The sequence below is a fragment of the Variovorax dokdonensis genome (assembly GCF_030316895.1).
In the GTDB taxonomy this organism is placed as follows: Bacteria; Pseudomonadota; Gammaproteobacteria; order Burkholderiales; family Burkholderiaceae_C; genus Variovorax; species Variovorax dokdonensis.
This window is the reverse complement of the sequence record NZ_JASZYV010000001.1, coordinates 915,944-940,441: the sequence shown is the minus strand read 5'-3', so window position 1 is coordinate 940,441 and position 24,498 is coordinate 915,944. Positions and strand designations below refer to the sequence as shown.

Sequence of the window (24,498 nt, the reverse complement as noted above, 5' to 3'; positions counted from 1 at the left end):
CACTTCGACACAAGGGCGGTCGGTATGGTCATGGACAAGCCACTCGGGTTCTCATACGACCCGAATGGCGATCAGATCACCACGCTTGAACATGTCCGGGTTCAGTCCCGAAGGAGTCGAAGATGCTGCACTACGCCGTCGTTTTTCTCGTCATTGCATTGATTGCAGCCGTTCTGGGCTTCGGCGGGATCGCGGCCAGTGCGGCGGGAATCGCCAAGCTGCTGTTCGTCATCTTCGCAGTGCTGGCGCTGGCTGGCTTCATCGCAGGCTTGCTGCGCCGCGGGTGACGGGACTACGATCCTTACGCTTGATCTGCAATCTTGCAAGACCGCCTCAATCTTGATTCTGAAAGGGAAGTCATCATGAACTCTTCTACCTCCAAGTCCGCCGCCGAATTGGCCGACGAACTGCGCAGCACGGCCAACGACGCTGTCGAAAGCAGCCGCAGCTACGCACAGAACGCGGTCAACGCCGCTGGCGAAAAGGTGCGCGATCTTCGCCGCGACGCTGAGCCTGCCATGGAACAGTTGGCCGCACGCGTCCAGCAGGCCGTGCAGCGTGGGCTGGAATCGGCGTCGCGCACCAGCGCCCGCGCTCAGAAGCAGTTCGAAACCGCTGCCGATCGCACTGGCCAATACATCGCCGACCAACCCGTGCGCTCTATCCTGCTCGCCGCCCTGGCAGGCGCTGCCGTGACGGCACTGCTGGTCCTCGCAACGCGCGGCCAGGACGACTGAACGTCCAGCAGGGCGGCACCCGCCCTGCCCGGCCAGCACCCTGGCCGTTCGCTCGCCCGCCGAGCCTGAGCTTCCTGACTTCAACTCGTTCGCAACGCGTTCGGCGAATTGCGTGGACCATGCTGCATCCCATCTACACAACCCTGTTGAGCCATCCCGAGTTGGTCGCAGACCATCTGGCCAACTATGCGATGCTGGTTCGTGAGGAGGCAGGCCAGACGGGCAAACGCCTCATTGGACGCACGATTGCGGGAGTCACGGCAGTCATCAGTGCGCTGATGGCTCTGGGGCTGATTGGCATCGCCGTGATGCTCGGCGTGATGCACGGGCAATTCCATTGGGTGTTGGTGATCGTGCCCGCGATTGCAGTCCTCGTCGCGCTCGTTGGCGCGTATGTGGCGACCCGTCACACTGATTTGGCGGGCTTCGAAGAAGTCAAGGCTCAGATCGATGCGGACGTCGAAGCCCTTCACCTGATCGGAGAAGAACGTGGCCGCTGATCATTCATTCGAGGCTCATGAGCCCAGCGCGCAGGAGCGCCTTGCGATGTCGCGCCATGCGCTCGTCGAGACCTTGCGCGGCGACCGTCCGGCGAGGAACGCACGCGACCCTGCGCGCGCTGCTCTACGTTCAACGCTCCCGAATCCTTCACGCAAACGCGCCCCCCGCTTCGTCTGGTTGCCGATCGCCCAGCGCCTGCTGGGGCACTGGTGGCAACGTCATCCCCTCCACGCCGCAGTGCAGATGGCGCGACCGCTGGCAGAACGCGCGGCGCACGAAAGGCCTGTCGCGCTGATGGCTGCCTCGGCCGGCGTCGGCGCCCTGGTGGTGCTGACCCGTCCTTGGCGTCTGTTGACCCTGTCTGCCGCCATCGCAGCATTGCTGAAAACCTCTGAACTCGCCGGCGTCGTCAACACGCTCATGACTCGAAGTTCATCCCCCACGAAAGGAAGCACACCATGAAGTCCGCTCCGCAAAGCCGAGACAACGGCGCCGAACGCCTCCAACTCGACCAAGAGGCCCTCAAGGCCGCCGCCAAGCAATTGGACGATGGCGCCGTCACGCCGAGCTATGGCCCCTGGCGCGATGACATCGTCAAGTTGTTGAACGATGCCCTCGCCACCGAGCTTGTCTGCATCCTGCGTTACAAGCGCCACTACTTCACCGCCCACGGCGTCTCGTCGCCCGCCATCGCGGACGAGTTCCTCGTTCATGCCAATGAGGAAAGCGCTCACGCCGACAAGCTTGCCGAGCGCATCGTCCAGCTCGGCGGCGAACCCGACTTTTCTCCGGCCACGCTGCTCGAACGCAGCCACGCCGATTACGACGAGTCGAGCGAGCTGCGCGACATGGTTCGCGCCAACCTGATTGCCGAGCGCGTCGCCGTCGAAAGCTATCGCCAGATGATCGCGTTGATCGGTGACAAGGACCCGACCACCCGTCGCATGCTCGAAGAGATCCTCGCCGACGAGGAAGAACACGCTGACGAGCTGAAAGACTGGCTGGACAACTGACCGGTCACCGAGCGGCAAAAAAATGAAGCCCTGGCGTGCCAGGGCTTTTTTTCGCGGCGAGGATCGGAAACTACATCGACTTCACTTCAAGCCGGTTGTCGACCGAGCTCACGCCTTCGACATTGCGGGCGATCTGTTCGGCACGTTCCTTGGCCTGGGCGGTCGGCGCGGGTCCGCTGAGGGTGACCTTGCCGGCGTTGGTATCGACGTCGATGCGCAATGCACTCAACTGGGGGTCCTTGGCCAGGTCCGCGTTGACCGAAGCGGTGATGGTGGCGTCGTCCGTGGCCTTGGCGACCGCCTTGCCCGCGTCGCGCGCGGCGTCGGCCATGCGTTCGGGAAGGTTTGAATTTTCCACATGCTGTTTGGCTTCGCTGGCGATGCGGGCTGTCTTGTCCGCCACCTCGTCAGCCGCCTTCTCGGTGCGGGCAATGGTGTCGTCGAGCTTTTGGCCGGCAGTGCGGTTGTCGGCGTTGTCGCATCCCACGATCGCGAGCGACAAACCAGCGAGGGCTACGGCGCAGCCAGCGCGTCGGAAGCTCATTCCTGCAAATGGATATCGGGGCATTTCATTTCTCCTTTTCTTTCGGCCGCGCGAAGCGCGCGACCTTGGAGTGCACATTAGGGTGATCGAGCCGAGGCACGCGTCTGTCGCCGCTGCCAGGCGATGTAGGAGCAAATCGGATCCGTATTACGGACGCTTCGCGCAGAGGATCCACCCTTCGACCGGATCGATGTCGGGCGGCAAGCCGTAGCCTGGGCCTGGCGTGTCTTGATGGCGCAGCGCCCAGGCCGCCTGGACCAGGCACAGCACGGCATCGAGCGCGTCGCCACTGCCGTCTTCGACGAGCGCATTCGCCTGCGCGGTGTCGATATCAAGCTTGAGGCCCAGCTCAGTGCGTCCCTCCAGAAGCGCCGTCAGCATCTGCTCGCGAGCCTGCCGGCGCTCGATGGTCTGGCGACCCGCCTCGTCGCTCTTGTAGCTGGTGCGGCCGATGAGTTGCCGAGCCAGAAGGCCTGGGTAGGCTTCCAACGCGATGCGTGGCGGTGTGCGCTCGGGAATGGGCTGATGGGCCGGGAAATGCGCGCCGATTGCCAGCAGGCGCGGCACACCGGCATGCAGCATCCACGCCACCGGCGGATTGACCCATTTCATGGATGGGCTTGAGCCAGCCGGGCCATCGGTGGCTCGATGCGCGAACTTGCCACCCGCCGGCCGCGATGCGCAGAAGCCGGAGAATTGCCGGCGGATTTCGGAGCGCTCCAACTGGCCATAGTGCGCCATCAAAGCGGCCCATTGTCCGGGCCAGTGCAGCGTCTCGACCAGCTCCCGCGGCAAGCCGAACGGCAAGTCAAAGCCCCCTACCCAGGCACTCTGGGCCGCCAGCCAGGCCGACCAGTCATCGAGCGAAGAGAAGCGGTGAAGCGCCGAGAGGCGCACGGCGTCTTCGGCCTGCCGTGCTCCGACGGCCACGACGATGTTCTTGCGCTTTGTCGGCGCGCTGGAGAAATCGCAGCCGAGCAGGATGCGCGTCGGCATGCGCATGCGGAAATGCTCAGGGACTCAGCTGCGCCCGACGATGGATGCGGTGGCCATCAGTTCCTCGAGCAGCGCCATCGAGACCTTGCCGGAGACGACGTACGGATCGAGGACGGGCCGCTCGGAATAGCGCAAAAGGATGGACGCATGGACCTTGGTCAGGTTGACCTGTCCCATGGTCCAGCCGCCGAATCGCCGCTCGCTGATTTCCTCGTAGTGCAGCAGTTGCACGTCCTTGTGGCGAGAGTCCGCCACGATGTGTGCGTAGAGCTCGTTGATGGCCGCACGCCCGCCTTCGATCGCCTGCAGGAACACGCCACCGCCGTAGCACAGGATGCCGGTGATGCCGCACGAGGTGTTGTGTTGCCTAGACTGCGAAAGGATCGCCTCAATGGCTTCCGGGCTGGCATCGACCGCACGGCTGGCGTAGAGCAGGCGAACAAGCATGGCGTCAGGCCTTTCGAGGCAGCAGCGACAGGAATTCGCGTCGCAGCGACGCGTCCTTGAGGAAGGCGCCTCGCATGACGGAGTTGATCATCTTGCTGTCCATCTCCTTGACACCGCGCCACTGCATGCAGAAGTGCTCGGCCTCCATGACCAGCGCAAGGCCGTCGGGCTGGGTCTTTTCCTGGATCAGGTCGGCCAACTGCACCACCGCTTCTTCCTGGATCTGCGGACGGCCCATGACCCATTCGGCCAGGCGCGCGTACTTGGACAGGCCGATCACGTTGGTGTGCTCGTTGGGCATCACGCCGATCCACAGCTTGCCGATGATCGGGCAGAAGTGGTGCGAGCAGGCGCTGCGCACCGTGATGGGGCCGACGATCATCAACTCGTTGAGCCGCTCGGCGTTCGGGAACTCGGTGAGCGAAGGCGCCGTGACATAGCGCCCGCGGAACACTTCGTTGACGTACATCTTGGCCACGCGCCGCGCGGTGGCACTGGTGTTGTGATCGTTCTCGACGTCGATGACCAGGCTGTCGAGGACGCCCTTCATCTTTTCCTCGACCTCGTCGAGCAGGGCTTCGAGTTCGCCAGGTTCGATGAACTCCGCGATGTTGTCGTTGGCGTTGTAGCGTCGGCGCGCGGCTTTCACCCGCTCGCGGATCTTCACGGAAACAGGCGTGCCTTCATCGGCGCCGCTTTCAACGGGGCGCAGCTTGGCGTCGATCTTGGTCAGCATGCCCGGATGGTATCAGGCAACGCTTTGCCCGCGCACTGGGCGGGAGAATCAACCACGGCGCGGATCTTCTGCTACTGAATTCATAGCGAGAAGTCGCTGACGAGCGGCAAGTGGTCCGACATGCGAGCCCAGATCGCACCCCGCGGCACCGCGCATTCGGTCACCGACATGTGGCGGGCGTAGATGAAGTCCAACTGCGTCAGCGGCATGCGGGACGGATAGGTCAGGATGCGCGGCCCGCGCAGGTCGCCGGAATCGCGCAGGCCCATGGCATTCATGGCATAGCGCATACGCGCGCCCCAGTCGTTGAAGTCGCCCGCCACCACGAGGCGCTCGTCGGGCGGGATTTCCTTCTCGATGAAGTCGCGCAACTGGGCCACCTGGCGCACGCGGCTGCCCTTGATCAGCCCCAGGTGCACCACGATGGCGTGCACCGGAACCCCCTCCACCTCGATGACCACATGCAGGAGGCCTCGCTGCTCGAACCGATGATCGGAGATGTCCCGATGCGACTTGTGCAGCACCGGCCAGCGCGTCAGCAGCGCATTGCCGTGCTCGCCGTGGCGGGTGATCGCATTGGTCTCATAGACCGCCGTGTAGCCTTCCGGGGCCAGGAAATCCGCCTGGGGCAGTTCGGGCCAGCGCGGAAAATGGATGGCGGCCTTGCGGTTCATCTTGCGCACTTCCTGGAGGCACACGATGTCGGCATCGAGTTGCTCGATGGCATGGCCCAGGTTGTGGATCTCCAACCGCCGCACCGGCCCGACGCCCTGCACACCCTTGTGGATGTTGTAGGTTGCGACGCGAAGCCTGTTGGCTGGATGTTCGCTGGGTTCGCTCATCCCATAAATTGTGGCAGCAAGAGAATGGCTTCGGCGTTCGACGGCGAATAGCATGCATCGGCCGCCTCGCGCCAGGGCAGCCACCGCCAGGCCGTGTGCTCGCGCGGGCTCAGCACGGGCGTCACGGGCTCGGGCACGCACAGTCCGAACAGGTGCTCGCGATTGCGCAGAACGCCCGGTGCGTAGCGATGCAGGTAGCGCGGATAGATGTCGTACTCGTTGACGATGCCCCAAGGCCGCAGACACTGGGCCAGCGGCGTTCCTTCGGCGCAATGGATGCCGGTCTCTTCCCAGACCTCACGCGCTGCGGTGAGCGCCAGTGGCTCGTCCGGATGGTCCTTGCTGCCGGTCACCGACTGCCAGAAGCCAGGCGCATCGGCCCGCTCGATCAGCAGCACCTCGCGTCGCGGGGTGTGGACGACCACGAGCACGGATTCAGGAATCTTGAAAGGCCTGGCTTGATCACCCATGTCTGCGTTTTGGTTCAGCGGCTGGGACTCGACAAGGCAGCATAGATGAAAAAAAGCGCCCTGCCCTGCCGCTTTGGTCAAGCGACACGGCAGGGCGCATTTTGGGCGCCGCTGCGGTTTATTCCGCCTTGGGCGTGTTGCGCAAGCGGATGTGCAATTCGCGCAGTTGCTTCTCGTCGACAGGGCTAGGGGCCTGCGTGAGCAAGTCCTGAGCACGTTGGGTCTTGGGAAATGCGATCACGTCACGGATGGACTCCGCGCCGGTCATCAACATGACCAGACGGTCCAGGCCGATGGCGATGCCGCCATGAGGCGGCGCGCCGTACTGCAGCGCGTCGAGCAGGAAGCCGAACTTGGCCTGCGCGTCCTCGGCGTTGATCTTGAGGGCGCGGAACACCTTGCTCTGCACTTCCTCGCGGTGAATACGCACCGAGCCGCCACCCATCTCGATGCCGTTGAGCACCATGTCGTAGGCCTTGGCCAGGCATTGATCGGGAGCCGAGTCCATCAGGTCTTCGTGACCGTCCTTCGGCGAGGTGAACGGATGGTGAACCGCGGACCAGCGCTGGCCTTCCTCGTCGTACTCGAACATCGGGAAGTCCACCACCCAGAGCGGCGCCCAACGGTCGTCGAACAGACCGGCCTTCTTGCCGAAGGGGCTGTGGCCGATCTTGACGCGCAACGCGCCGATGGCGTCGTTGACCACCTTGGCCTTGTCGGCACCGAAGAAGATCAGGTCGCCATCGCGAGCGCCGGTGCGCGCAATGATCTCGGCCAGCGCGGCATCGTCGAGGTTCTTGACGATGGGGCTTTGCAGGCCGTCGCGGCCGGCCGCCGCGTCGTTGACCTTGATGTACGCCAAGCCCTTGGCGCCATAGATCTTGACGAACTCGGTGTAGCCGTCGATCTCGCCGCGCGAAAGGCCGCCCTCGGCACCGCCGCCAGGGATGCGCAGTGCGACGACGCGACCGCCCTTCATGTTGGCCGCGCCGGAGAACACCTTGAACTCCACCGAACGCATCACTTCGGTCAACTCGGTGAACTCGAGCTTGACCCGGAGGTCAGGCTTGTCCGAACCGTACTTGAACATCGCGTCGCCGTAGGTCATGGTGGGGAACGGGGGCAGGTCGATGTTCGCGGCGGCGCGGAACACCTTGCGGATCATGCCCTCGAACATCTCGCGGATCTCGTCCTCGGCCAGGAAGGAGGTCTCGATGTCGATCTGCGTGAATTCGGGCTGGCGGTCGGCGCGCAGGTCTTCGTCGCGGAAGCACTTGACGATCTGGTAATAGCGGTCGTAGCCGGCGACCATCAGCAGCTGCTTGAAGAGCTGGGGCGATTGGGGCAGCGCGAAGAAGCTGCCGTCATGCACGCGGCTGGGCACCAGATAGTCGCGGGCACCCTCGGGCGTGGACTTGCCCAGCATGGGCGTCTCGATGTCGATGAAGCCATTGGCATCGAGGAACTTGCGCACTTCCATCGTGACCCGGTAGCGCGTCATCAGGTTGTTCTGCATGACGGGCCGGCGCAGATCGAGCACGCGGTGCGTGAGGCGCGTGGTCTCGCTCAGGTTGTCGTCGTCGAGCAGGAAAGGCGGCGTGACCGAGGGGTTGAGCACCTTCAGTTCATGGCACAAGACCTCGATCTTGCCGCTCTTGAGGTTGTCGTTGGTGGTGCCGTCAGGGCGGCCGCGAACCAGGCCGGTGACCTGGACGCAGAACTCGTTGCGCAGACCTTCCGCCACGGCGAAGCTGTCGGCGCGATCGGGGTCGCACACCACTTGGACGTTGCCTTCGCGATCGCGCAGGTCGATGAAGATCACGCCGCCGTGGTCGCGTCGACGATTGACCCAGCCGCACAGAGTGACGGTTTGGCCCAGCAGGGCTTCGGTCACGAGACCGCAGTATTGTGTTCGCATCGGCATGGCTGTTGTGGCGCCGACTGGGGCGCCTACTCCTTCTTCTCTCTCGTTTCGTCGGTCAGGCGTGCGCGAGCGCTTCGGGGCCACCTGGCACCACGACGCCCATCGACACGATGTACTTGAGCGCCTCGTCGACGCTCATCTTGAGTTCAATGCAGTCCGTGCGCCGCAGCATCACGAAGTAGCCGCCCGTCGGGTTCGGCGTGGTGGGCACATACACGCCCAGGTATTCGCCCTGCAGGTGGTTTCTCACGTCGCCGCCCGGCGTGCCGGTGACGAAGGCGATGGTCCAGACGCCCGGACGCGGCCATTCGATCAGGACCGCGGTGCGAAAGGCGTTGCCGCTTTCCGAGAACAGCGTATCGGAAACCTGTTTGACGCTGGAATAGATTGACCGCACCACCGGAATGCGGCGCACCAGCGCATCGCCCCAACCAAGAAGGCGCTTGCCGATGAAGTTGCTGGCGACGGCGCCGACGCCGAGCAGCACGGCCAGCGTGAGCAGAACGCCAAGGCCCCTGACTCGATGCTGCGCCAGCCACTGTTGCCAGTCGGTCGGCAGAAGCCACAGGGTCTGGTCCAGCGTGCCGATGATCCAGTCGAGCACCCACAAGGTGATCGCCAAGGGCACGATGACCAACAGGCCGGATAGGAACCACTTGCGCAAAGCGAGCATGGCGGGGCGCAGTCCTTCGATCAGGAAGAGTTGCCGGCCGAAGGGGCCGCGGCTGCCGGCGCCTGAGCCGGAGCGGCGGCAGGCGCGGCAGCGGGTGTCGCCGCCGGTGCGGCGCTTGCGCCAGCCGAACTGTCGGCAGTAGCCCCATCCGACTTCGCGGCGGTGGCCGGCGTGCTCTTGCCCGTGTTGCTGCCACCGTCGCGGAAGTCGGTGACGTACCAGCCGGAACCCTTGAGCTGGAAGCCCGCCGCCGTCAGCTGTTTGCTGAACGCGGGTGCGCCGCAGGCGGGGCAGTCAGTCAGCGGAGCGTCGGACATCTTCTGCAGCACGTCCTTGGCATGGCCACAGGCACTGCACTTGTAGGCGTAGATAGGCATTTGGGATGAAAAGCGTGGAGCGAGGCGGGCTAAAACCACGGGATGGGCCCCGCCAGCAAAGCCTTTGATTATAAAGGGCGCCCCTGGAATTCTCCGGGGTGCGCGGGCACGGCATGGTCGCTCGCCCGCGCCGATACGCTGCTTCAGGCGGCCAGGGGCCGGTGCGGCGTGCGCACGTTGGACACCCATTGCGGCGCCAGGGATCCCGCCACCATGCCGGCAAGCGACGCGAGCAGGCCTGCCAGTTGCGCGGGAAACTCCTCGCCCCAGGGCATGGCCAGCCCCGCCAGCCAGACCCCGATGCCCAGCAGCACGGCGAACACCGCCCCCTGCGTCGTGGCGCGCTGCCAATAGAGGCCGCAGACCAGCGGCACGAAAGCGCCGACCAGGGGCACCTGATAGGCACCAGAAACCAGTTCGTAGATCGGGGTGCCCTGCATCCGGATCGAATAGGCCAGCACCGCCGCGCTGAACACCAGGACGGTGATGCGCATGGTGCGCAGGTTGGCCTTGTCGGAGCCAGCCGGCCGGAACTGCCGCCAGATGTTTTCGGTGAAGGTGACGCTCGGCGCGAGCAAGGTAGCGGAGGCGGTGGACTTGATGGCCGAAAGCAGCGCGCCAAAGAACATCACCTGCATCACGAAGGGCATCTTCTCGAGGACCAGCGTCGGCAGCACGCGCTGCGGATCGTCCTTGAGCAGTTGTGCCGTGGTCTCCGGCATGATGAGCAGCGCGCTGGCCACCAGGAACATGGGCACGAAGGCGAAGAGGATGTAGGCCACGCCGCCGATGACCGGACCGCGCGTCGCCGACTTGACGCTGTTGGCCGACATCACGCGCTGAAACACGTCCTGCTGCGGAATGGACCCCAGCATCATCGTCAAGGCCGCGGCCAGGAAGAAGACCATGTCCTTGAAGCTCGGCTCCGGCCAGAAGCGGAACAGGTCCTTGCTGGCAGCGAACTCGATCACCTTGTCGGCCCCGCCAGCCATGTTGCCGGCAAAGACGGCCAGCAGCGCCAGGCCCAGCACCAGGATGATCATCTGGATGAAATCGGTCACCGCCACCGACCACATGCCGCCAAAGAGCGTATAGGCCAGGATCGACAGCACGCCGATGACCATGCCCATCGAGATGCTCACCACGCCGCCCGAAAGCACATTGAACACGAGCCCCAGAGCGGTCACCTGCGCCGAAACCCAGCCCAGGTAGCTCAGCATGATGATCAGCGAGCAGGCCACTTCGACCAGGCGCCCGTAGCGTTCCCGGTAGTAGTCGCTGATCGTCAGCAGCGTCATGCGGTAGAGCTTTCCGGCGAAGAACAGGCCCACGAGGATCAGGCAGGTGCCAGCACCGAACGGATCCTCGATGACACCGCCCAGTCCGCTGTCGATGAACTTGGCGGGAATGCCCAGCACCGTTTCCGAGCCGAACCAGGTCGCGAAGGTGGTCGTCACGATCATGAACAGCGGCAGGTGACGGCCCGCAATCGCGAAGTCCGTTGTGTTCTTGACGCGGCGCGCCGCATACAGGCCGATGGCGATGGTGACCAGGAGGTACAGGATGACCAGGGACAGCAGCACGGGGTGATCTCCTCGCGTCTTCGAAGTTGGAATGAAAAAGTCAGAACAGGCGGATACGCACTAGCAATTGCATTGCCAGCAACCCGAGCACGAAGCCGATGCCCGAGTAGATGATGGTCTGAAGCAGCCGGTTGGTTCGCTTTTGCGCTGCCAGCAATTCCTGTACCTCGCGTCGATGATCGGCCGGACGCTGCTCCAGGTAGTCGTGCAGCAGCCGCGGCAGTTGCGGGAGGAGCTTGGCCAGACGGGGAGCCTCGGCACGCAGCTGTTGCAGCAGCTTCTTGGGGCCGAGCTGGTCGACCATCCACTTTTCCAGGAAGGGCTTGGCGGTGGCCCACAGGTCGAGATCCGGATCGAGCTGCCGGCCCAGCCCCTCGATGTTGAGCAGGGTCTTTTGCAGGAGCACCAGCTGCGGCTGGATCTCGACGTGAAAGCGCCGGGACGTCTGGAACAGGCGCATCAGCACCATGCCCAGCGAGATCTCGCGCAGCGGCCGGTCGAAGTAAGGCTCGCAAACGGTGCGGATGGCCGCCTCGAGTTCGTCGACGCGGGTACCCATGGGCACCCAACCGCTTTCCAGATGCAGTTCGGCCACCCGCTTGTAGTCACGCCGGAAGAAGGCGGCGAAGTTCTGCGCGAGGTATTCCTTGTCGACCTCGGTGAGCGTGCCGATGATGCCGAAATCCAGGGCGATGTAGCGGCCGAACGTGGCCGGCTCCAGGCTGACCTGGATGTTGCCCGGATGCATGTCGGCATGAAAGAAGCCGTCGCGGAACACCTGCGTGAAAAAGATGGTCACGCCGTCGCGCGCGAGCTTGGGCACGTCCACGCCGGCGGCGCGTAGCCGGTCGAGTTGGGCGATCGGCACGCCCTTCATGCGCTCCATGACCATGACTTCCGGGTGGCAATAGTCCCAGAACATCTCGGGGATCATCACCAGCTCCAGCTTGCTCATGTTGCGCCGCAACTGCGCCGCGTTTGCAGCTTCGCGCACCAGGTCGAGTTCGTCGTGCAGGTACTTGTCGAATTCCGAAACCACCTCGCGCGGCTTCAGACGCTTGCCGTCTGCCGAGAGGCTCTCGACCCAGCCGGCCATCATGGCCATCAGCGCCAGGTCTTTTTCGATCACGTCCCTCATGCCGGGACGAAGCACCTTGACCGCCACTTCGCGCAGGCTTCCGTCCGCCTTGCGCAAGGTGGCGAAGTGCACCTGGGCAATGGACGCGCTGGCGACCGGAACGTCGTCGAACTGCTCGAAGATCTGGTCGACCGGACGGTGAAAGGCGCGCTCGATGGTCTTGCGTGCCACTTGCGATTCGAACGGCGGCACCCGGTCCTGCAGCCAAGCCAACTCGTCGGCGATGTCGGCCGGCAGCAGGTCCCGCCGTGTCGAGAGCACCTGGCCGAACTTGACGAAGATGGGGCCGAGCCGCTCCAGGGCTTCGCGCAGGCGTTGGCCACGCGGCGCGTCCAGCCGGCGCCCCGTCGACACCAGCCGCGCCAAGGCATGCAGCCAGGGCTTCTGGAAGCTGTTGAGGACCAGTTCGTCCAGGCCGTAGCGCAGCGCGATCCAGACGATGAACGCGCCTCGATAGAGACGGCTCATTCGGATTTCGCTGGGCTGCCGGTTCGTGCCGCCTTGTCAATGAACTGGCGCAGCGTGCCCACTACCTTGCGCGCCGTTTCGGCGATGGTGTGCGCCGGAACGTCACCAATCAGCCTCGCCAGGTCTTCTTCCACGTCCCAACGCACATGGTCGACCAGCCAATTCACTTCGGCAGCCAGTTGCACGTCTCCCACGATGCGCACTGGCGGCTTGTCACCGCGCATGGCGGACTGCGCGAGTCCAACGGGCGAGTCTTCGGCAATGCAGAGCGTCAAGTCGGGCGTGGCGCCCTCTGGCGCCAGTTCGAGCAGGCCGGCCGGCGTGGCCGAAATCCGCATGAGGATGGTGCGCCAACGCACTTCCACCACCCGCCCCTGCTGGCGCGCCAGGCGCTCTTGCGCCTCGGGTTCCTGCTGAAGCACATGATTGAGAAACAGCACCGCGCGATGCTGGATCTCGTGGATCGCCCAAGCGGGTGGCTGCAAGCGGCTTCCGAGCTTGTCGGCGAGTTCGCCCAGGAATGCGAAAGGAGACGAGGAGGTAGCCATCGCGCAATTATCCCGCGCCGGCTCGGCAAAACCGCCTGCGGCGTGCATCGCCGGTCACAAATTATGCAAATGCCGCCGCGCCGGCCCCAGGCCAGCGCGGCGGCATCTCGCTTTTCGGTTCGCAGGCTCTACTGCAGAGCCTGCACGCCCGCCACCAGCCAGCCGGACTTGCCGGAGACAGGGCGCGTCATGTTCCAGACTTCGCGGAACGGGCTCGGACCGGCAGACATGTCTTCGCGAATCATTCCGGAGAACTCGACGCTGGCCATGTAGACGTCGGGCAGTTCTTCAATACCCAGCAGATGCGCCTCGAGCATGACCACCTCGGTCTTGTTCGGCTGGCCACCGGTGTGGGCCTCACGTTCGGCCAACTGGCTGCGAATCTCTTGCACCATCTCGTCGGTCATCATGGAGCGCAGCATGGAGATGTCGCTCTTGTCCCAGGCATCTTGAAGGGTCACGAAATTCCGCTTGGCCGCGGTGAGAAAGCCTTCGGTGTCGAAGCCCGCCGGCACGCCCCAGGTCTGTCCGCCCGACAATGCCGAGCCGATCAGGCTGCCGGTGCCGCTGCTCGCCGTCACGGATTCAAACGCCGTGCCGTGGCGTTCCCAAGGACGAGCGGAAGCGTCGTTGCCCACGTTGTTCGGGCTGTACTGCGCCGGAGCATTGGCGTGGGTCGGCCCGCCAGCGCCCTGGAATGCCAAGCCGCCCTGGCGCGACCCGCCCTTGGCTTGCCCGCGAGCGCTGAACATGCGCCAGATGAACAGGCCGGCCATCACCACCAGCAGGATCAGGAGGATATTGGCAAATGCCGGCCCCAGGCCAAGCGCGTTGGCCAACCAGGCCAGACCCAGACCGGCAGCCAAGCCGCCGAGCATGGCGCCCCACGGGCGCTTGGGAGCAGCCGCTGCAGCGGTGCCGGCAGCGGTCGCTGGCTTGGCAGCGGCAGCCGATGCCGGCGCAGCCGCCGCACCGCTGCCGGGTGCCGCAGCGCCGCTGGCGGTGTTGCCAGGCGCCGTCGGTGGCGCGGCTTCGCGTTGCGTCACGTTGCCCGACTGGCGGCCAAAGGATTTGCCGCCGCCGCCCATGCGCTTGGCTTCGGCATGAACGCTGGCCAATGCAAGCGCACAGCTCAGTAGAACGGGAATCAGCTTCTTCATATCGTCTCCTCGTCGATGTGCAGATTGCTCAGCACTTGATTCCAACATGCAGCGCGACAATTCCGCCTGTCATGTTGTGATAGTCCACGTGACCGAAACCGCCCTCCTTCATGAGGGTTTTCAGTTCTTCCTGGCTCGGGTGCATCCGGATGGACTCGGCCAGATAGCGGTAGCTGGCGTCATCGCCAGCGACCAGCTTGCCCAGACGCGGCAGAACCTGGAACGAATACCAGTCGTAGGCCTTCTCCAGCGGCTTGGCCACCTTCGAGAATTCGAGCACCAGCAACTTGCCGCGCGGCTTGAGTACGCGGTTCATTTCCTTGAGCGCCGCGTCCTTGTGCGTCATGTTGCGCAGGCCAAAGGCCACGCTCACCACGTCGAATTCGTTGTCTGCAAATGGCAGGTGTTCGGCGTCGCACACCAAGGTGGGCAAGGCAGCGCCGGCATCGATGAGGCGATCGCGGCCCACGCGGAGCATGGCTTCGTTGATGTCGGTATGCACCACCACGCCCGACGCACCCACCTTGCGCGAGAAGGCGAGCGACAAGTCTCCCGTGCCGCCGGCGATGTCCAGCACACGCGAGCCTTCGCGCACGTTGGCGACCATGAGCGTGTAGGCCTTCCAGGCACGATGCAGGCCTGCCGACATCAGGTCGTTCATGACGTCGTAGCTCGGTGCTACGGAGTCGAAAACTCCTCTGACGCGCTTGGCCTTGTCGTGTTCTTCGACTTGCTCGAAACCGAAATGTGTGCTTCCCATGCACCGATGTTAGGCCGAAAGCCCACAGCAAGGCCCGACGACCCCGCAACCTCACCGGGCATTTGGTTTTTGGAAAGCCTTGTCAGTGCCCGCCGCAGGCATGCGCGCCACCAGCGGCCGCCTTGTCGGGCATCGGGGCGTCGCGATCGGCGCCGGCTTGCGCCAGACGCGCCTCGTAGTCAGCCCACCGCTGGGCCTGGTGGGCGCCCAGGTCGTAGAGCAGGTCCCATGAGTAGATGCCCGAGTCATGCCCGTCGCTGAAGGTGGGTTGCACGGCATAGTTGCCCACGGGCTGCAGGTCGACCAGTTCCACCATGCGCTTGCCGGTCTGGAGGATCTCCTGCCCCGGACCGTGGCCTTGCACTTCGGCCGAGGGTGAATGGATGCGCATCAACTCGAATGGGATGCGGAACGTCGCGCCATCGGAAAAGCTCACCTCCAGCACGCGCGACTGTCCGTGGACCACGATGTTCACCGGCGTCGGTGCGCCAGACTGCAAACCTGCCATGCTCAAAGACTCCTCAATCGCTCGACCATGAGCGATTCCAGCGCCGCCAATCGCAGCGCGATCTCGGCTTCACGCGCCACGTCGCGTTCACGTTGGGCGGTCGCCCAGACGGGTGCAGGAAAGTGCGCGTCCCATTCGAAACGCGCAATCACATGCCAATGAAGATGCGGCACCACGTTGCCCAGGGTAGCCAGATTGATCTTGGCCGGCGCAAGCTGTTCGCGCAGGCAGGTCTCGATCAAGGCCACGGCCTCCATGCACAGCGCGCGCAGGGTCGGGGCCAGGTCGGAAAACTCGCGCACGTGGTCGCGCCACACCAGCCTGTAGAACGCAGGAAAACCCGGCTCGTCCGCATGGATCACGCGAAACTGCGGGTGCTCGAACACCAGCCGACCGCCGACGGCCTCGCAAAGCGGGCAGCCGGCATTCATCACCGCACTGCCCGGCGTGCCGGCGGCGACTGCGGCGGCTGCGCTCACACCAGCACCCGCTCGATTCCGCCTTGATTCGCGGCGTCCACGTATTGCGGCATCCAGTCGCTGCCCAGGATTCGGCGGGCCATCTCGACCACGATGTAGTCGGCCTCCAACAAGCCGTTGTTCAAGTCCTGGCCATATCGCGACAGGCCTTGCAGGCAGCTTGGGCAGCTGGTGAGGATCTTGACGTCGTCAGCCGGCCCAATGCGACCGCTCTGACGCAACGCCGCCTCGCCCTTCTTGAGCTCTTCCTCCTTGCGGAAGCGCACCTGCGTCGAGATGTCCGGCCGCGTCACACCCAGCGTGCCCGACTCGCCGCAGCAACGCTCGCTCTTGAGCACGCTATCGCCGACGAGGGCCTTGACCGTCTTCATCGGCTCCTGCTGCTTCATGGGGCTGTGGCAAGGGTCGTGATAAAGGTAGGCCCCGGCGCCGCCTGGGGCGTTGTCGAGCGTGATGCCCTTTTCAAGCAAGTATTCGTGGATGTCGACGATGCGGCAGCCCGGGAAGATCTTGTCGAACTGGTAGCCCTGGAGCTGGTCGAAGCAGGTACCGCAGCTCACCACGACCGTCTTGATGTCCAGGTAGTTCAGCGTGTTGGCCACGCGGTGGAACAGCACGCGGTTGTCCGTGATCATCTTGTCGGCCTTCTCGAACTGGCCGCTGCCGCGCTGCGGATAACCACAGCACAGGTAGCCCGGTGGCAGCACGGTCTGCACGCCGGCGTGCCAGAGCATGGCCTGCGTGGCCAGGCCGACCTGCGAGAACAGGCGTTCGGAGCCGCAACCGGGGAAGTAGAACACCGCCTCGGTGTCGGTGGTGGTGGCCTTCGGGTTGCGGATGATCGGCACGTAGTCCGCATCCTCGATGTCCAGAAGCGCACGGGCCGTGCGCTTGGGCAGGCCGCCCGGCATCTTTTTATTGATGAAGTGGATGACCTGCTCCTTGATCGGCGCAGGTCCCAACGTGGCCGGAGGCGCCGCCGTCTGCTTCTTGGCCAGCCCCTTGAGGAGGTCGTTGGCCATGCGCTGGGCCTTGAAGCCCACGCCCACCATGCCCGCGCGCATCGCCTTGATGGTCTGCGGATTGGTGGCGTTCAGGAAGAACATGGCCGCCGCGTTGCCGGGGCGGAAGCTCTTCTGGCCCATCTTGCGCAGCAGGTTGCGCATGTTCATCGACACGTCGCCGAAGTCGATCTTCACCGGGCACGGCGTCAGGCATTTGTGGCAGACGGTGCAATGGTCGGCCACGTCCTCGAACTCTTCCCAGTGCTTGAGGCTGATGCCGCGACGGGTCTGCTCCTCGTACAAGAAGGCTTCCACCAGGAGCGAGGTGGCGAGGATCTTGTTGCGCGGGCTGTACAGCAGGTTGGCGCGCGGCACGTGCGTGGCGCAGACCGGCTTGCACTTGCCGCATCGCAGGCAATCCTTGACGCTGTCCGCAATGGCGCCGATGTCGCTTTGCTGCATGATCAGCGACTCGTGCCCCATCAGCCCGAAGCTCGGGGTGTAGGCGTTGGTCAGGTCGGCGTAGATCGGGCCATCGCCGGCCTCGCCGCCCTGCGCTGCCGGACGCAGCAGCTTGCCCTTGTTGAAGCGGCCCTCGGGATCGATGCGACGCTTGTACTCGGCGAAGGGCGCCAGTTCCTCGTCGGTCAGGAACTCCAACTTGGTGATGCCGATGCCGTGCTCGCCCGAGATCACGCCCCCCAGGCTGCGCGCCAGCACCATGATGCGGGCCACGGCGGCATGCGCCGTCTGCAGCATCTCGTAGTTGTCGCTGTTGACGGGAATGTTGGTGTGCACGTTGCCGTCGCCGGCATGCATGTGCAGCGCCACCCACACGCGGCCCTTGAGCACACGCTGGTGAATCGCATTGCACTCGGCCAGGATCGGCGCGAAAGGCGCACCGGCAAAGATCTGCTGCAATGGCGCGCGAATCTGCGTTTTCCAGCTGGCGCGCAGCGAGTGGTCCTGCAGGTGCGGGAACAGGGCATCCACGTCGCGCAGCCAGCCCGCCCAGCGCTCGCGAACCTCCTGCACCAGCGCCACAGCCTGGGCGACGCGGTCTTCGAGCAGTTCGGCCGATGGGATGTCGTTGGCGTCATCCGTCTTGCCCAGCGGCAGGTTGCCGCGCATGAGGAATTCGATGAGCGCGTCGGCCAGCGCGAGCTTGTTGGCCAGGCTCAGTTCGATGTTGATCCGCTCGATGCCGTCCGAATACTCGGCCATGCGCGGGAGCGGAATCACCACGTCCTCATTGATCTTGAAGGCGTTGGTGTGACGGCTGATCGCCGCCGTGCGCTTGCGGTCGAGCCAGAACTTCTTGCGCGCCTCGGGGCTGATGGCGACAAAACCTTCGCCACTGCGCGAATTGGCCAGGCGCACCACCTCGGACGTGGCGCGAGCCACCGCATCGGCGTCGTCGCCCACGATGTCGCCGATCAGCACCATCTTCGGCAGCCCACCATGCTTCTTGCTCTTGGTGGCATAACCCACCGCCTTGAGATAGCGGTCGTCCAGGTGCTCCAGGCCCGCTAGCATCACGCCCGAACGCACCTGCTCGGCAAACATGAAATCCTTGATCTCGACGATGCTCGGCACGGCGTCTTTGGCATTGCCGAAGAACTCCATGCACACCGTGCGAGTGTGCTCGGGCATGCGATGAACAACCCAGCGACAGCTGGTGATGAGGCCGTCGCAACCTTCTTTCTGGATGCCGGGCAAGCCGGAAAGGAACTTGTCGGTCACGTCCTTGCCCAGGCCTTCCTTTCGGAAGGTTCGCCCCGGGATCTCGAGCCGCTCGCTGCGCAGATGGGTCTTTCCATCGGCCGCGAAGTAGTTCAGGTCGAAGACGGCGCTCTCGACGTCATGGATCTTGCCCAGGTTGTGACCGACGCGGGTGACCTCGAGCCACTCGGCCTGCGGCGTCACCATGCGCCACGACGCCAGGTTGTCCAGCGCGGTGCCCCACAGCACGGCCTTCTTGCCGCCGGCGTTCATCGCCACGTTGCCGCCGACGCATGAGGCTTCGGCAGAGGTCGGGTCCACGGCGAACACGAAGCCGGCACGCTCGGCGGCATCGGCCACGCGCTGGGTAACGACGCCAGCTTCCGTATAAATGGTCGGAACCGGCGCATCGACGCCCGGTAGAGCGACCATCTCGACCTCGGTCATTGCCTCGAGCTTCTCGGTGTTGATGACCGCGCTGTTCCAGGCCAGCGGCACCGCGCCGCCGGTATAGCCCGTGCCGCCGCCGCGTGGAATGATGGTCAGGCCCAACTCGATGCAGCACTTGACCAGAAGCGCCATCTCTTCTTCGGTGTCGGGCGTGAGCACCACGAAGGGATATTCCACCCGCCAGTCGGTGGCGTCGGTGACATGAGACACGCGCGACAAGCCGTCGAACTTGATGTTGTCCTTGGCCGTGACCCGGCGCAGCGCCCGACTGGCCTTGCGACGCATGGCCGCCACCTCGCGGAACATCGTGTCGAAGGCATCGATGGCGCGCGACACGGCGGCCGACAACTCGCCGACCAATGCGTCGCGCTGTGCGTCGGCATCGGGTGTGCGGCGCTTGCCCACTTCGGCCATGCGGTGATGCAGCGCTTCCACCAGTAACTGGCGGCGACGCGGGTTGTCCAGCAGGTCGTCCACCAGATAGGGATTGCGCCTGACGACCCAGATGTCGCCAAGCACCTCATAGAGCATTCGGGCCGATCGACCCGTACGGCGCTCGGCCCGCAAGGTCTGCAGAAGGTCCCAGCCGCGCTCGCCGAGCAGGCGAATCACGATCTCCCGATCGGAGAAGCTGGTGTAGTTGTACGGGATCTCACGAAGTCGCACAGGCTCGGCGGCCTGCGACAACAACGCGGTCAACGCGGTCGGAGCATTCATCGGAGGGGTCTCGGCCGGGCGCGTCGCGCCCTAGAACCAGGGAGGGTCGATTTTAGGGCAGCGCCCCGCAAGGCGCCCGCAACGCTAGAACAAGACCCGGCTGCGGATGGTCCCGGGCACCTGCGCCAGCTTTTCGAGCGCGCGCTCGGACGAGGCCGCCTCGATGTCCGTCACCACGTAGCCCAGGTCGCCCCGGGTCTGCAGGTATTGGGCGCAGATATTGGTGCCGGCTTCGGCAAACACCTTGTTGATCTCCGACATCACGCCCGGCACGTTGCGGTGAACGTGCAGCAGCCGGTGCTGACCGGGGTGGGCCGGCAGGGCCGCTTCCGGAAAGTTGACCGAGGTGGTCGTCGTGCCGTTGTCGCTGTACTTCACCAGCTTCTGCGCCACCTCCAGGCCGATGTTGGCCTGGGCCTCCATGGTGGAGCCGCCAATATGCGGGGTGAGGATCACGTTGTCCAGCCCGCGCAAGGGAGAGACGAATTCATCCTTGTTGGTGCGCGGCTCGACCGGGAACACATCCACGGCGGCGCCGAGCAGGCGCCCTTCCTTCAAGGCCGCGGCAAGGGCGTCGATTTCCACCACCGTGCCGCGCGAGGCATTGATCAGGATGGCGCCGGGTTTCATTGCAGCGATCTGCCGGGCGCCGATCATCCATTGCGTGGAAGGCAGTTCGGGCACGTGCAGGCTCACGATGTCGCTGGCCGAAAGCAGTTCTTCCAGGTCTCGCACCTGCCGCGCGTTGCCCAGCGGCAGCTTCGTGACCACGTCGTGGAAAAGCACCTGCATGCCCAGGGCCTCGGCCAGCACCGACAACTGCGCGCCGATCGAGCCGTAGCCGACGATGCCTAGCACCTTGCCGCGGATCTCGAAGGCGTTGTCCGCCGTCTTGAGCCACTGGCCGCGGTGCGCGGCAGCGCTCTTGCCGGGTACGCCGCGCAGCAGAAGGATGGATTCGCCCAAGACCAGTTCGGCCACCGACCGGGTGTTGGAATACGGGGCGTTGAACACGGCCACGCCGTGCGCACTGGCAGCGAGCAGGTCGATCTGATTCGTGCCGATGCAAAACGCTCCCACGGCAACGAGCTTGTTGGCGGCCTCGAACACCGAAGCCGTCAGCTGGGTCCGCGAGCGGATGCCCAGAAAATGAACATCCGCGATCTTGGCCTTCAGCTCTTCTTCGGGCAGCGCGCCGCTCAACGCCTCGACCTGCGTGTAGCCTTGGGCGTGCAGCAATTCAACCGCCGAAGGGTGGATGCCTTCCAGAAGAAGAAAGCGGATGCGGGACTTGTCCAGCGAAGTGCGCGTCATGGCTGTGCCTCTGCGCATGTCAACTGAAGAAGGGTTTCCCCGCTGGCCTGAATATGACAGAAATGTGACAAACACTGACTCCGCTTCGTAACAAGAGCGACATAGCCTATCCGGTTTACTAATTTCCAAGCAGGAGTGTTATTTATGCGATTCAAAGCCCTTGCGACGGGCGCTGCCCTGTCTGCCGCGCTGATCGCCCCGACCCACGCGCAGACCGAAATCCAATGGTGGCATTCGATGAGCGGCCCGCTGGGCGAATGGGTCAATGATCTGTCCAAGCAATTCAACGAGAGCCAGAAGACGTACAAGGTCGTCCCCACGTTCAAGGGCGGCTACGACGAATCGATGACGGCCGCCATTGCGGCCTTCCGTGCTGGCAATGCGCCGGACATCCTGCAGGTTTTCGAGGTGGGCACCGCCACGATGATGGCCTCCAAGGGCGCGATCAAGCCGGTGGCCGAAGTGATGAAGCAAGGCGGCGTGAAGTTCGACCAGAACGCCTACGTGCCCGCCGTGGCCGGCTACTACACCGCGCCCAACGGCCAGATGCTGAGCTTCCCGCTCAACAGCTCGACCACCATCTTCTATTACAACAAGGACGCCTTCAAGGCAGCCGGCCTGGACCCCGAAAAGGCGCCCAAGACCTGGCCTGAAGTGATGGCCGCCGCCGACAAGCTCAAGGCATCCGGCCACAAGTGCGCCTTCACCACGAGCTGGATGAGCTGGACCCAGCTCGAAAGCTTCTCGGCCTGGCACAACACCCTGTTCGCCAGCGAGAACAACGGCTTTGGCGGCACCAAGGCACGCCTGGTGTTCAACCAGCCGCTGCAGCTCAAGCACTTCGAGAACCTGGCCAAGATGGCCAAGGACGGCACCTTCGTCTACAAGGGTCGCGGCAACGCCGCAGACGCCTCCTTCCCGGCCGGCGAGTGCGCGATGATGACCGGCTCGTCCGGCCTGTATGCCCGCGTTTCCAAGGACGCCAAGTTCGCCTACGGCATCTCCACCCTGCCCTATTACCCCGACGTGAAGGGCGCGCCGCAGAACACCGTGATCGGCGGCGCCAGCCTGTGGGTGATGTCCGGCAAGTCGGCCGATCAGTACAAGGGCGTGGCCCAGTTCTTCGACTTCCTGTCGAAGGCCGATGTGCAGTCGGCCAGCCACAAGCGCACCGGCTACCTGCCGGTCACGATGGCGGCCTACAAGCTGACCGAGGATTCGGGCTTCTACAAGGAAAAGCCGGGCACCGACGTGGCCGTCACGCAGATGATCCGCAAGACCACCGACAAGTCGCGCGGCATCCGCCTGGGCAATTTCGTGCAGATCCGAACCATCATCGACGAGGAAACCGAGCAGATCTGGGCCGGCAAGAAGTCGCCCAAGGAAGCCCTGGACGAAGCCGTCAAGCGCGGCAACGAGCAGCTGGAACGCTTCCAGAAGGCCAACAAGGGCTGATGCTGGGCGGAGCGGCTACGGCCGCCTCAGAGGGACACGTCTGCAAAACAACGTGACCAGCCCTTAAACTGCGGCCCGCCGAACCTTCCCTGGATCGGCGGGTTTCTTCTTTTTCGCAGGACCTCATGGAAAAACGCGTCCTCTTCCGATCGGCCTGGCTACCCTGGCTGTTGATCGCCCCCCAGATGGCGGTGATCCTCGTCTTCTTCTTCTGGCCCGCCAGCCAGGCCATCGTGCAGTCGGTGCAAATGGAGGACGCCTTCGGCACCTCCACCGAATTCGTCGGGCTCGAGAACTTCAAGACCCTGTTCGAAGACCCGGCCTACATCGATTCCTTCAAGGTCACCGCGCTGTTCTCGGTGCTGGTGGCGGGCATCGGCATCGTGCTGTCGCTCATCCTGGCGGTGTTTGCCGACCGCATCCTTCGCGGCGGGTTGTTCTACAAGACCTTCCTGATCATTCCGTATGCCGTGGCCCCGGCCATCGCCGGTGTGCTGTGGGTCTTCATGTTCTCGCCCAGCATCGGCATCGTGGCCTATGCGCTCAACCAGATGGGCGTGGGCTGGAACCACGTGCTCAACTCGAACCAGGCACTCACGCTGATCGTGGTGGCCGCGGTGTGGAAGCAGATTTCCTACAACTTCCTGTTCTTCCTGGCGGGCCTGCAGTCGATTCCGAAGGCATTGATCGAAGCCGCGTCCATCGACGGCGCGGGGCCGCTGCGGCGCTTCCTGACCATCCAGTTTCCGCTGCTGTCGCCCACCACCTTCTTCCTGCTGGTGATCAACATCGTCTATGCCTTCTTCGACACCTTCGCCATCGTGCACGCCACGACCGAGGGCGGACCGGGCCGCGACACCGCGATCCTCGTCTACAAGGTCTGGCATGACGGCTTCCGCGCGCTCGACCTGGGCGGCTCGGCCGCTCAGTCGGTGGTGCTGATGCTGATCGTGGTGGGCCTGACCATCATCCAGTTCCGCTATGTCGAGAAAAAAGTCCAGTACTGAAAGGCCGAGCCATGGTTGAACGACGCCCCGGCCTGACGATCCTGTCGCACATCGTGCTCCTGCTGGGCATTGCGCTGGTCGTCTTCCCGATCTACCTGGCCTTCGTGGCCTCCACCCACACACGTGACGAGATCCTGAAGGTGCCGATGCCGATCACGCCCGGCGCGCACATGATCGAGAACTACTCCGCCGCCCTGCTGGGCACCGAGACGCAAGGCGCCAAGGTGGTCGTGGGCCGGATGATGTGGGTGAGCTTCGTCACGGCGATGGTCATTGCGGTTGGCAAGATTGCCATCTCGCTGCTTTCGGCCTTCGCCATCGTCTACTTCCGCTTCCCGTTCAAGAAGCTGGTGTTCTGGATGATCTTCGTCACCCTCATGCTTCCGGTGGAGGTGCGAATACTGCCCACCTACAAGGTGCTGGCGGACCTGAACATGCTCAACACCTATGCGGGCCTGACCGTGCCGCTGATCGCGTCGGCCACCGCCACGTTCCTGTTCCGGCAGTTCTTCCTGTCGGTGCCCGACGAGTTGGTGGAGGCGGCGCGCATCGACGGCGCCGGGCCCATGCGCTTCTTCAAGGACATCCTGGTCCCCCTGTCGCAGACCTCGATCGCGGCGCTGTTCGTGATCCAGTTCATCTACGGCTGGAATCAGTATCTCTGGCCATTGCTGGCCACGACCACCGAAGACATGTACCCCATCGTCATCGGCATCAAGCGGATGATCGCCACCGGCGACGCGGCGGTGGACTGGAACATCGTCATGGCCACGGCCATCCTGGCGCTGGTGCCGCCGTCGATCGTGGTCATCCTCATGCAGCGCTGGTTCGTCAAGGGCCTGGTGGACACCGAAAAATGACCGCGCGTCGCTCCACCCCCGTCCGCCCGCACCGTGGCACCCAACGCAGCATCTGACGTCGCAAG

At 64.3% G+C, this 24,498-nt stretch carries 26 protein-coding genes; 8 read left to right on the top strand and 18 right to left on the bottom strand.

Going from position 1 to position 24,498, the window contains the following annotated elements:
• Nucleotides 1–122: 122 nt before the first annotated feature.
• The 5 genes from QTH91_RS04405 to QTH91_RS04385 all read left to right on the top strand — a co-directional run bounded on the left by QTH91_RS04405 (nucleotide 123) and on the right by QTH91_RS04385 (nucleotide 2,251).
• On the top strand, nucleotides 123–287 hold the full coding sequence (locus QTH91_RS04405) for a DUF1328 domain-containing protein (protein WP_286658804.1): 165 nt from the start codon (nucleotides 123–125) through the stop codon (nucleotides 285–287).
• Between the two features lie 75 nt (nucleotides 288–362).
• Entirely contained in the window at nucleotides 363–737 is a 375-nt protein-coding gene (locus tag QTH91_RS04400) for a hypothetical protein (protein ID WP_286658803.1), read from the top strand.
• Between the two features lie 119 nt (nucleotides 738–856).
• A complete protein-coding gene (locus QTH91_RS04395; RefSeq protein ID WP_286658802.1) occupies nucleotides 857–1,237 on the top strand; it encodes a hypothetical protein in 381 nt (126 codons plus the stop codon).
• On the top strand, nucleotides 1,227–1,700 hold the full coding sequence (locus QTH91_RS04390; RefSeq protein ID WP_286658801.1) for a hypothetical protein: 474 nt from the start codon (nucleotides 1,227–1,229) through the stop codon (nucleotides 1,698–1,700). Before QTH91_RS04395 ends, QTH91_RS04390 begins: the two co-directional genes overlap by 11 nt.
• On the top strand, nucleotides 1,697–2,251 hold the full coding sequence (locus QTH91_RS04385) for a ferritin-like domain-containing protein (protein WP_286658800.1): 555 nt from the start codon (nucleotides 1,697–1,699) through the stop codon (nucleotides 2,249–2,251). The genes QTH91_RS04390 and QTH91_RS04385 overlap by 4 nt, the downstream gene beginning before the upstream one ends.
• A 70-nt stretch (nucleotides 2,252–2,321) precedes the next feature.
• Here the strand turns inward: QTH91_RS04385 and QTH91_RS04380 are convergent, their stop codons facing one another.
• From QTH91_RS04380 to serA, 18 genes are all read right to left on the bottom strand, one after another.
• On the bottom strand, nucleotides 2,322–2,819 hold the full coding sequence (locus QTH91_RS04380; RefSeq protein ID WP_286658799.1) for a BON domain-containing protein: 498 nt from the start codon (nucleotides 2,817–2,819) through the stop codon (nucleotides 2,322–2,324).
• Between the two features lie 123 nt (nucleotides 2,820–2,942).
• Nucleotides 2,943–3,791: a DUF429 domain-containing protein gene (locus QTH91_RS04375; protein WP_390368416.1), complete on the bottom strand. Its 849-nt coding sequence runs from the start codon at nucleotides 3,789–3,791 to the stop codon at nucleotides 2,943–2,945.
• A 24-nt stretch (nucleotides 3,792–3,815) separates the two neighbouring features.
• Nucleotides 3,816–4,238 (bottom strand): BLUF domain-containing protein, encoded by a 423-nt coding sequence (locus tag QTH91_RS04370; RefSeq protein ID WP_286658797.1) that lies wholly within the window; start codon nucleotides 4,236–4,238, stop codon nucleotides 3,816–3,818.
• Nucleotides 4,239–4,242: 4 nt separating this feature from the next.
• Entirely contained in the window at nucleotides 4,243–4,974 is a 732-nt protein-coding gene (gene folE, locus QTH91_RS04365) for a GTP cyclohydrolase I (protein ID WP_286658796.1), read from the bottom strand.
• Nucleotides 4,975–5,054: 80 nt separating this feature from the next.
• A complete protein-coding gene (locus tag QTH91_RS04360; RefSeq protein WP_286658795.1) occupies nucleotides 5,055–5,816 on the bottom strand; it encodes an endonuclease/exonuclease/phosphatase family protein in 762 nt (253 codons plus the stop codon).
• The gene (nudB, locus tag QTH91_RS04355) at nucleotides 5,813–6,286 is read right to left on the bottom strand and encodes a dihydroneopterin triphosphate diphosphatase (RefSeq protein WP_286658794.1); all 474 of its coding nucleotides are present in this window, start codon (nucleotides 6,284–6,286) and stop codon (nucleotides 5,813–5,815) included. The genes QTH91_RS04360 and nudB overlap by 4 nt, the downstream gene beginning before the upstream one ends.
• A 118-nt stretch (nucleotides 6,287–6,404) precedes the next feature.
• Nucleotides 6,405–8,210 carry an aspartate--tRNA ligase gene (aspS, locus tag QTH91_RS04350; RefSeq protein ID WP_286658793.1) on the bottom strand — a complete coding sequence of 602 codons (1,806 nt, stop codon included), beginning with the start codon at nucleotides 8,208–8,210 and terminating at the stop codon, nucleotides 6,405–6,407.
• A gap of 55 nt (nucleotides 8,211–8,265) precedes the next feature.
• Nucleotides 8,266–8,883 (bottom strand): DUF502 domain-containing protein, encoded by a 618-nt coding sequence (locus QTH91_RS04345; RefSeq protein ID WP_286658792.1) that lies wholly within the window; start codon nucleotides 8,881–8,883, stop codon nucleotides 8,266–8,268.
• 20 nt (nucleotides 8,884–8,903) lie between these two features.
• Complete coding sequence (locus tag QTH91_RS04340) at nucleotides 8,904–9,260, bottom strand: FmdB family zinc ribbon protein (protein ID WP_286658791.1); 357 nt, start codon at nucleotides 9,258–9,260, stop codon at nucleotides 8,904–8,906.
• Nucleotides 9,261–9,403: 143 nt separating this feature from the next.
• Nucleotides 9,404–10,843, bottom strand: a complete 1,440-nt coding sequence (locus tag QTH91_RS04335) for a high affinity choline transporter 1 (protein ID WP_286658790.1) — start codon at nucleotides 10,841–10,843, stop codon at nucleotides 9,404–9,406.
• 40 nt (nucleotides 10,844–10,883) lie between these two features.
• On the bottom strand, nucleotides 10,884–12,449 hold the full coding sequence (gene ubiB, locus QTH91_RS04330; protein ID WP_286658789.1) for a ubiquinone biosynthesis regulatory protein kinase UbiB: 1,566 nt from the start codon (nucleotides 12,447–12,449) through the stop codon (nucleotides 10,884–10,886).
• The gene (locus tag QTH91_RS04325) at nucleotides 12,446–12,997 is read right to left on the bottom strand and encodes a ubiquinone biosynthesis accessory factor UbiJ (protein WP_286658788.1); all 552 of its coding nucleotides are present in this window, start codon (nucleotides 12,995–12,997) and stop codon (nucleotides 12,446–12,448) included. The genes ubiB and QTH91_RS04325 overlap by 4 nt, the downstream gene beginning before the upstream one ends.
• 128 nt (nucleotides 12,998–13,125) lie before the next feature.
• Complete coding sequence (locus QTH91_RS04320; protein WP_286658787.1) at nucleotides 13,126–14,157, bottom strand: Tim44 domain-containing protein; 1,032 nt, start codon at nucleotides 14,155–14,157, stop codon at nucleotides 13,126–13,128.
• 28 nt (nucleotides 14,158–14,185) lie between these two features.
• Complete coding sequence (ubiE, locus tag QTH91_RS04315; RefSeq protein ID WP_286658786.1) at nucleotides 14,186–14,917, bottom strand: bifunctional demethylmenaquinone methyltransferase/2-methoxy-6-polyprenyl-1,4-benzoquinol methylase UbiE; 732 nt, start codon at nucleotides 14,915–14,917, stop codon at nucleotides 14,186–14,188.
• 82 nt (nucleotides 14,918–14,999) lie between these two features.
• Nucleotides 15,000–15,425: a gamma-butyrobetaine hydroxylase family protein gene (locus tag QTH91_RS04310; RefSeq protein ID WP_286658785.1), complete on the bottom strand. Its 426-nt coding sequence runs from the start codon at nucleotides 15,423–15,425 to the stop codon at nucleotides 15,000–15,002.
• A gap of 2 nt (nucleotides 15,426–15,427) precedes the next feature.
• On the bottom strand, nucleotides 15,428–15,856 hold the full coding sequence (locus QTH91_RS04305; protein ID WP_286659611.1) for an HIT family protein: 429 nt from the start codon (nucleotides 15,854–15,856) through the stop codon (nucleotides 15,428–15,430).
• Nucleotides 15,857–15,900: 44 nt separating this feature from the next.
• Complete coding sequence (locus QTH91_RS04300; RefSeq protein WP_286658784.1) at nucleotides 15,901–19,797, bottom strand: DUF3683 domain-containing protein; 3,897 nt, start codon at nucleotides 19,795–19,797, stop codon at nucleotides 15,901–15,903.
• 84 nt (nucleotides 19,798–19,881) lie between these two features.
• Nucleotides 19,882–21,111: a phosphoglycerate dehydrogenase gene (gene serA / locus QTH91_RS04295; protein WP_286658783.1), complete on the bottom strand. Its 1,230-nt coding sequence runs from the start codon at nucleotides 21,109–21,111 to the stop codon at nucleotides 19,882–19,884.
• A gap of 144 nt (nucleotides 21,112–21,255) precedes the next feature.
• Between serA and ugpB the strand changes: the two genes are divergently transcribed.
• The 3 genes from ugpB (at nucleotide 21,256) to ugpE (ending at nucleotide 24,433) form a co-directional block, all read left to right on the top strand.
• A complete protein-coding gene (gene ugpB, locus QTH91_RS04290; RefSeq protein ID WP_286658782.1) occupies nucleotides 21,256–22,566 on the top strand; it encodes a sn-glycerol-3-phosphate ABC transporter substrate-binding protein UgpB in 1,311 nt (436 codons plus the stop codon).
• 125 nt (nucleotides 22,567–22,691) lie between these two features.
• Nucleotides 22,692–23,573: a sn-glycerol-3-phosphate ABC transporter permease UgpA gene (gene ugpA, locus QTH91_RS04285; RefSeq protein WP_286658781.1), complete on the top strand. Its 882-nt coding sequence runs from the start codon at nucleotides 22,692–22,694 to the stop codon at nucleotides 23,571–23,573.
• 11 nt (nucleotides 23,574–23,584) lie between these two features.
• Complete coding sequence (gene ugpE / locus QTH91_RS04280) at nucleotides 23,585–24,433, top strand: sn-glycerol-3-phosphate ABC transporter permease UgpE (protein ID WP_286658780.1); 849 nt, start codon at nucleotides 23,585–23,587, stop codon at nucleotides 24,431–24,433.
• Nucleotides 24,434–24,498: the final 65 nt, after the last annotated feature.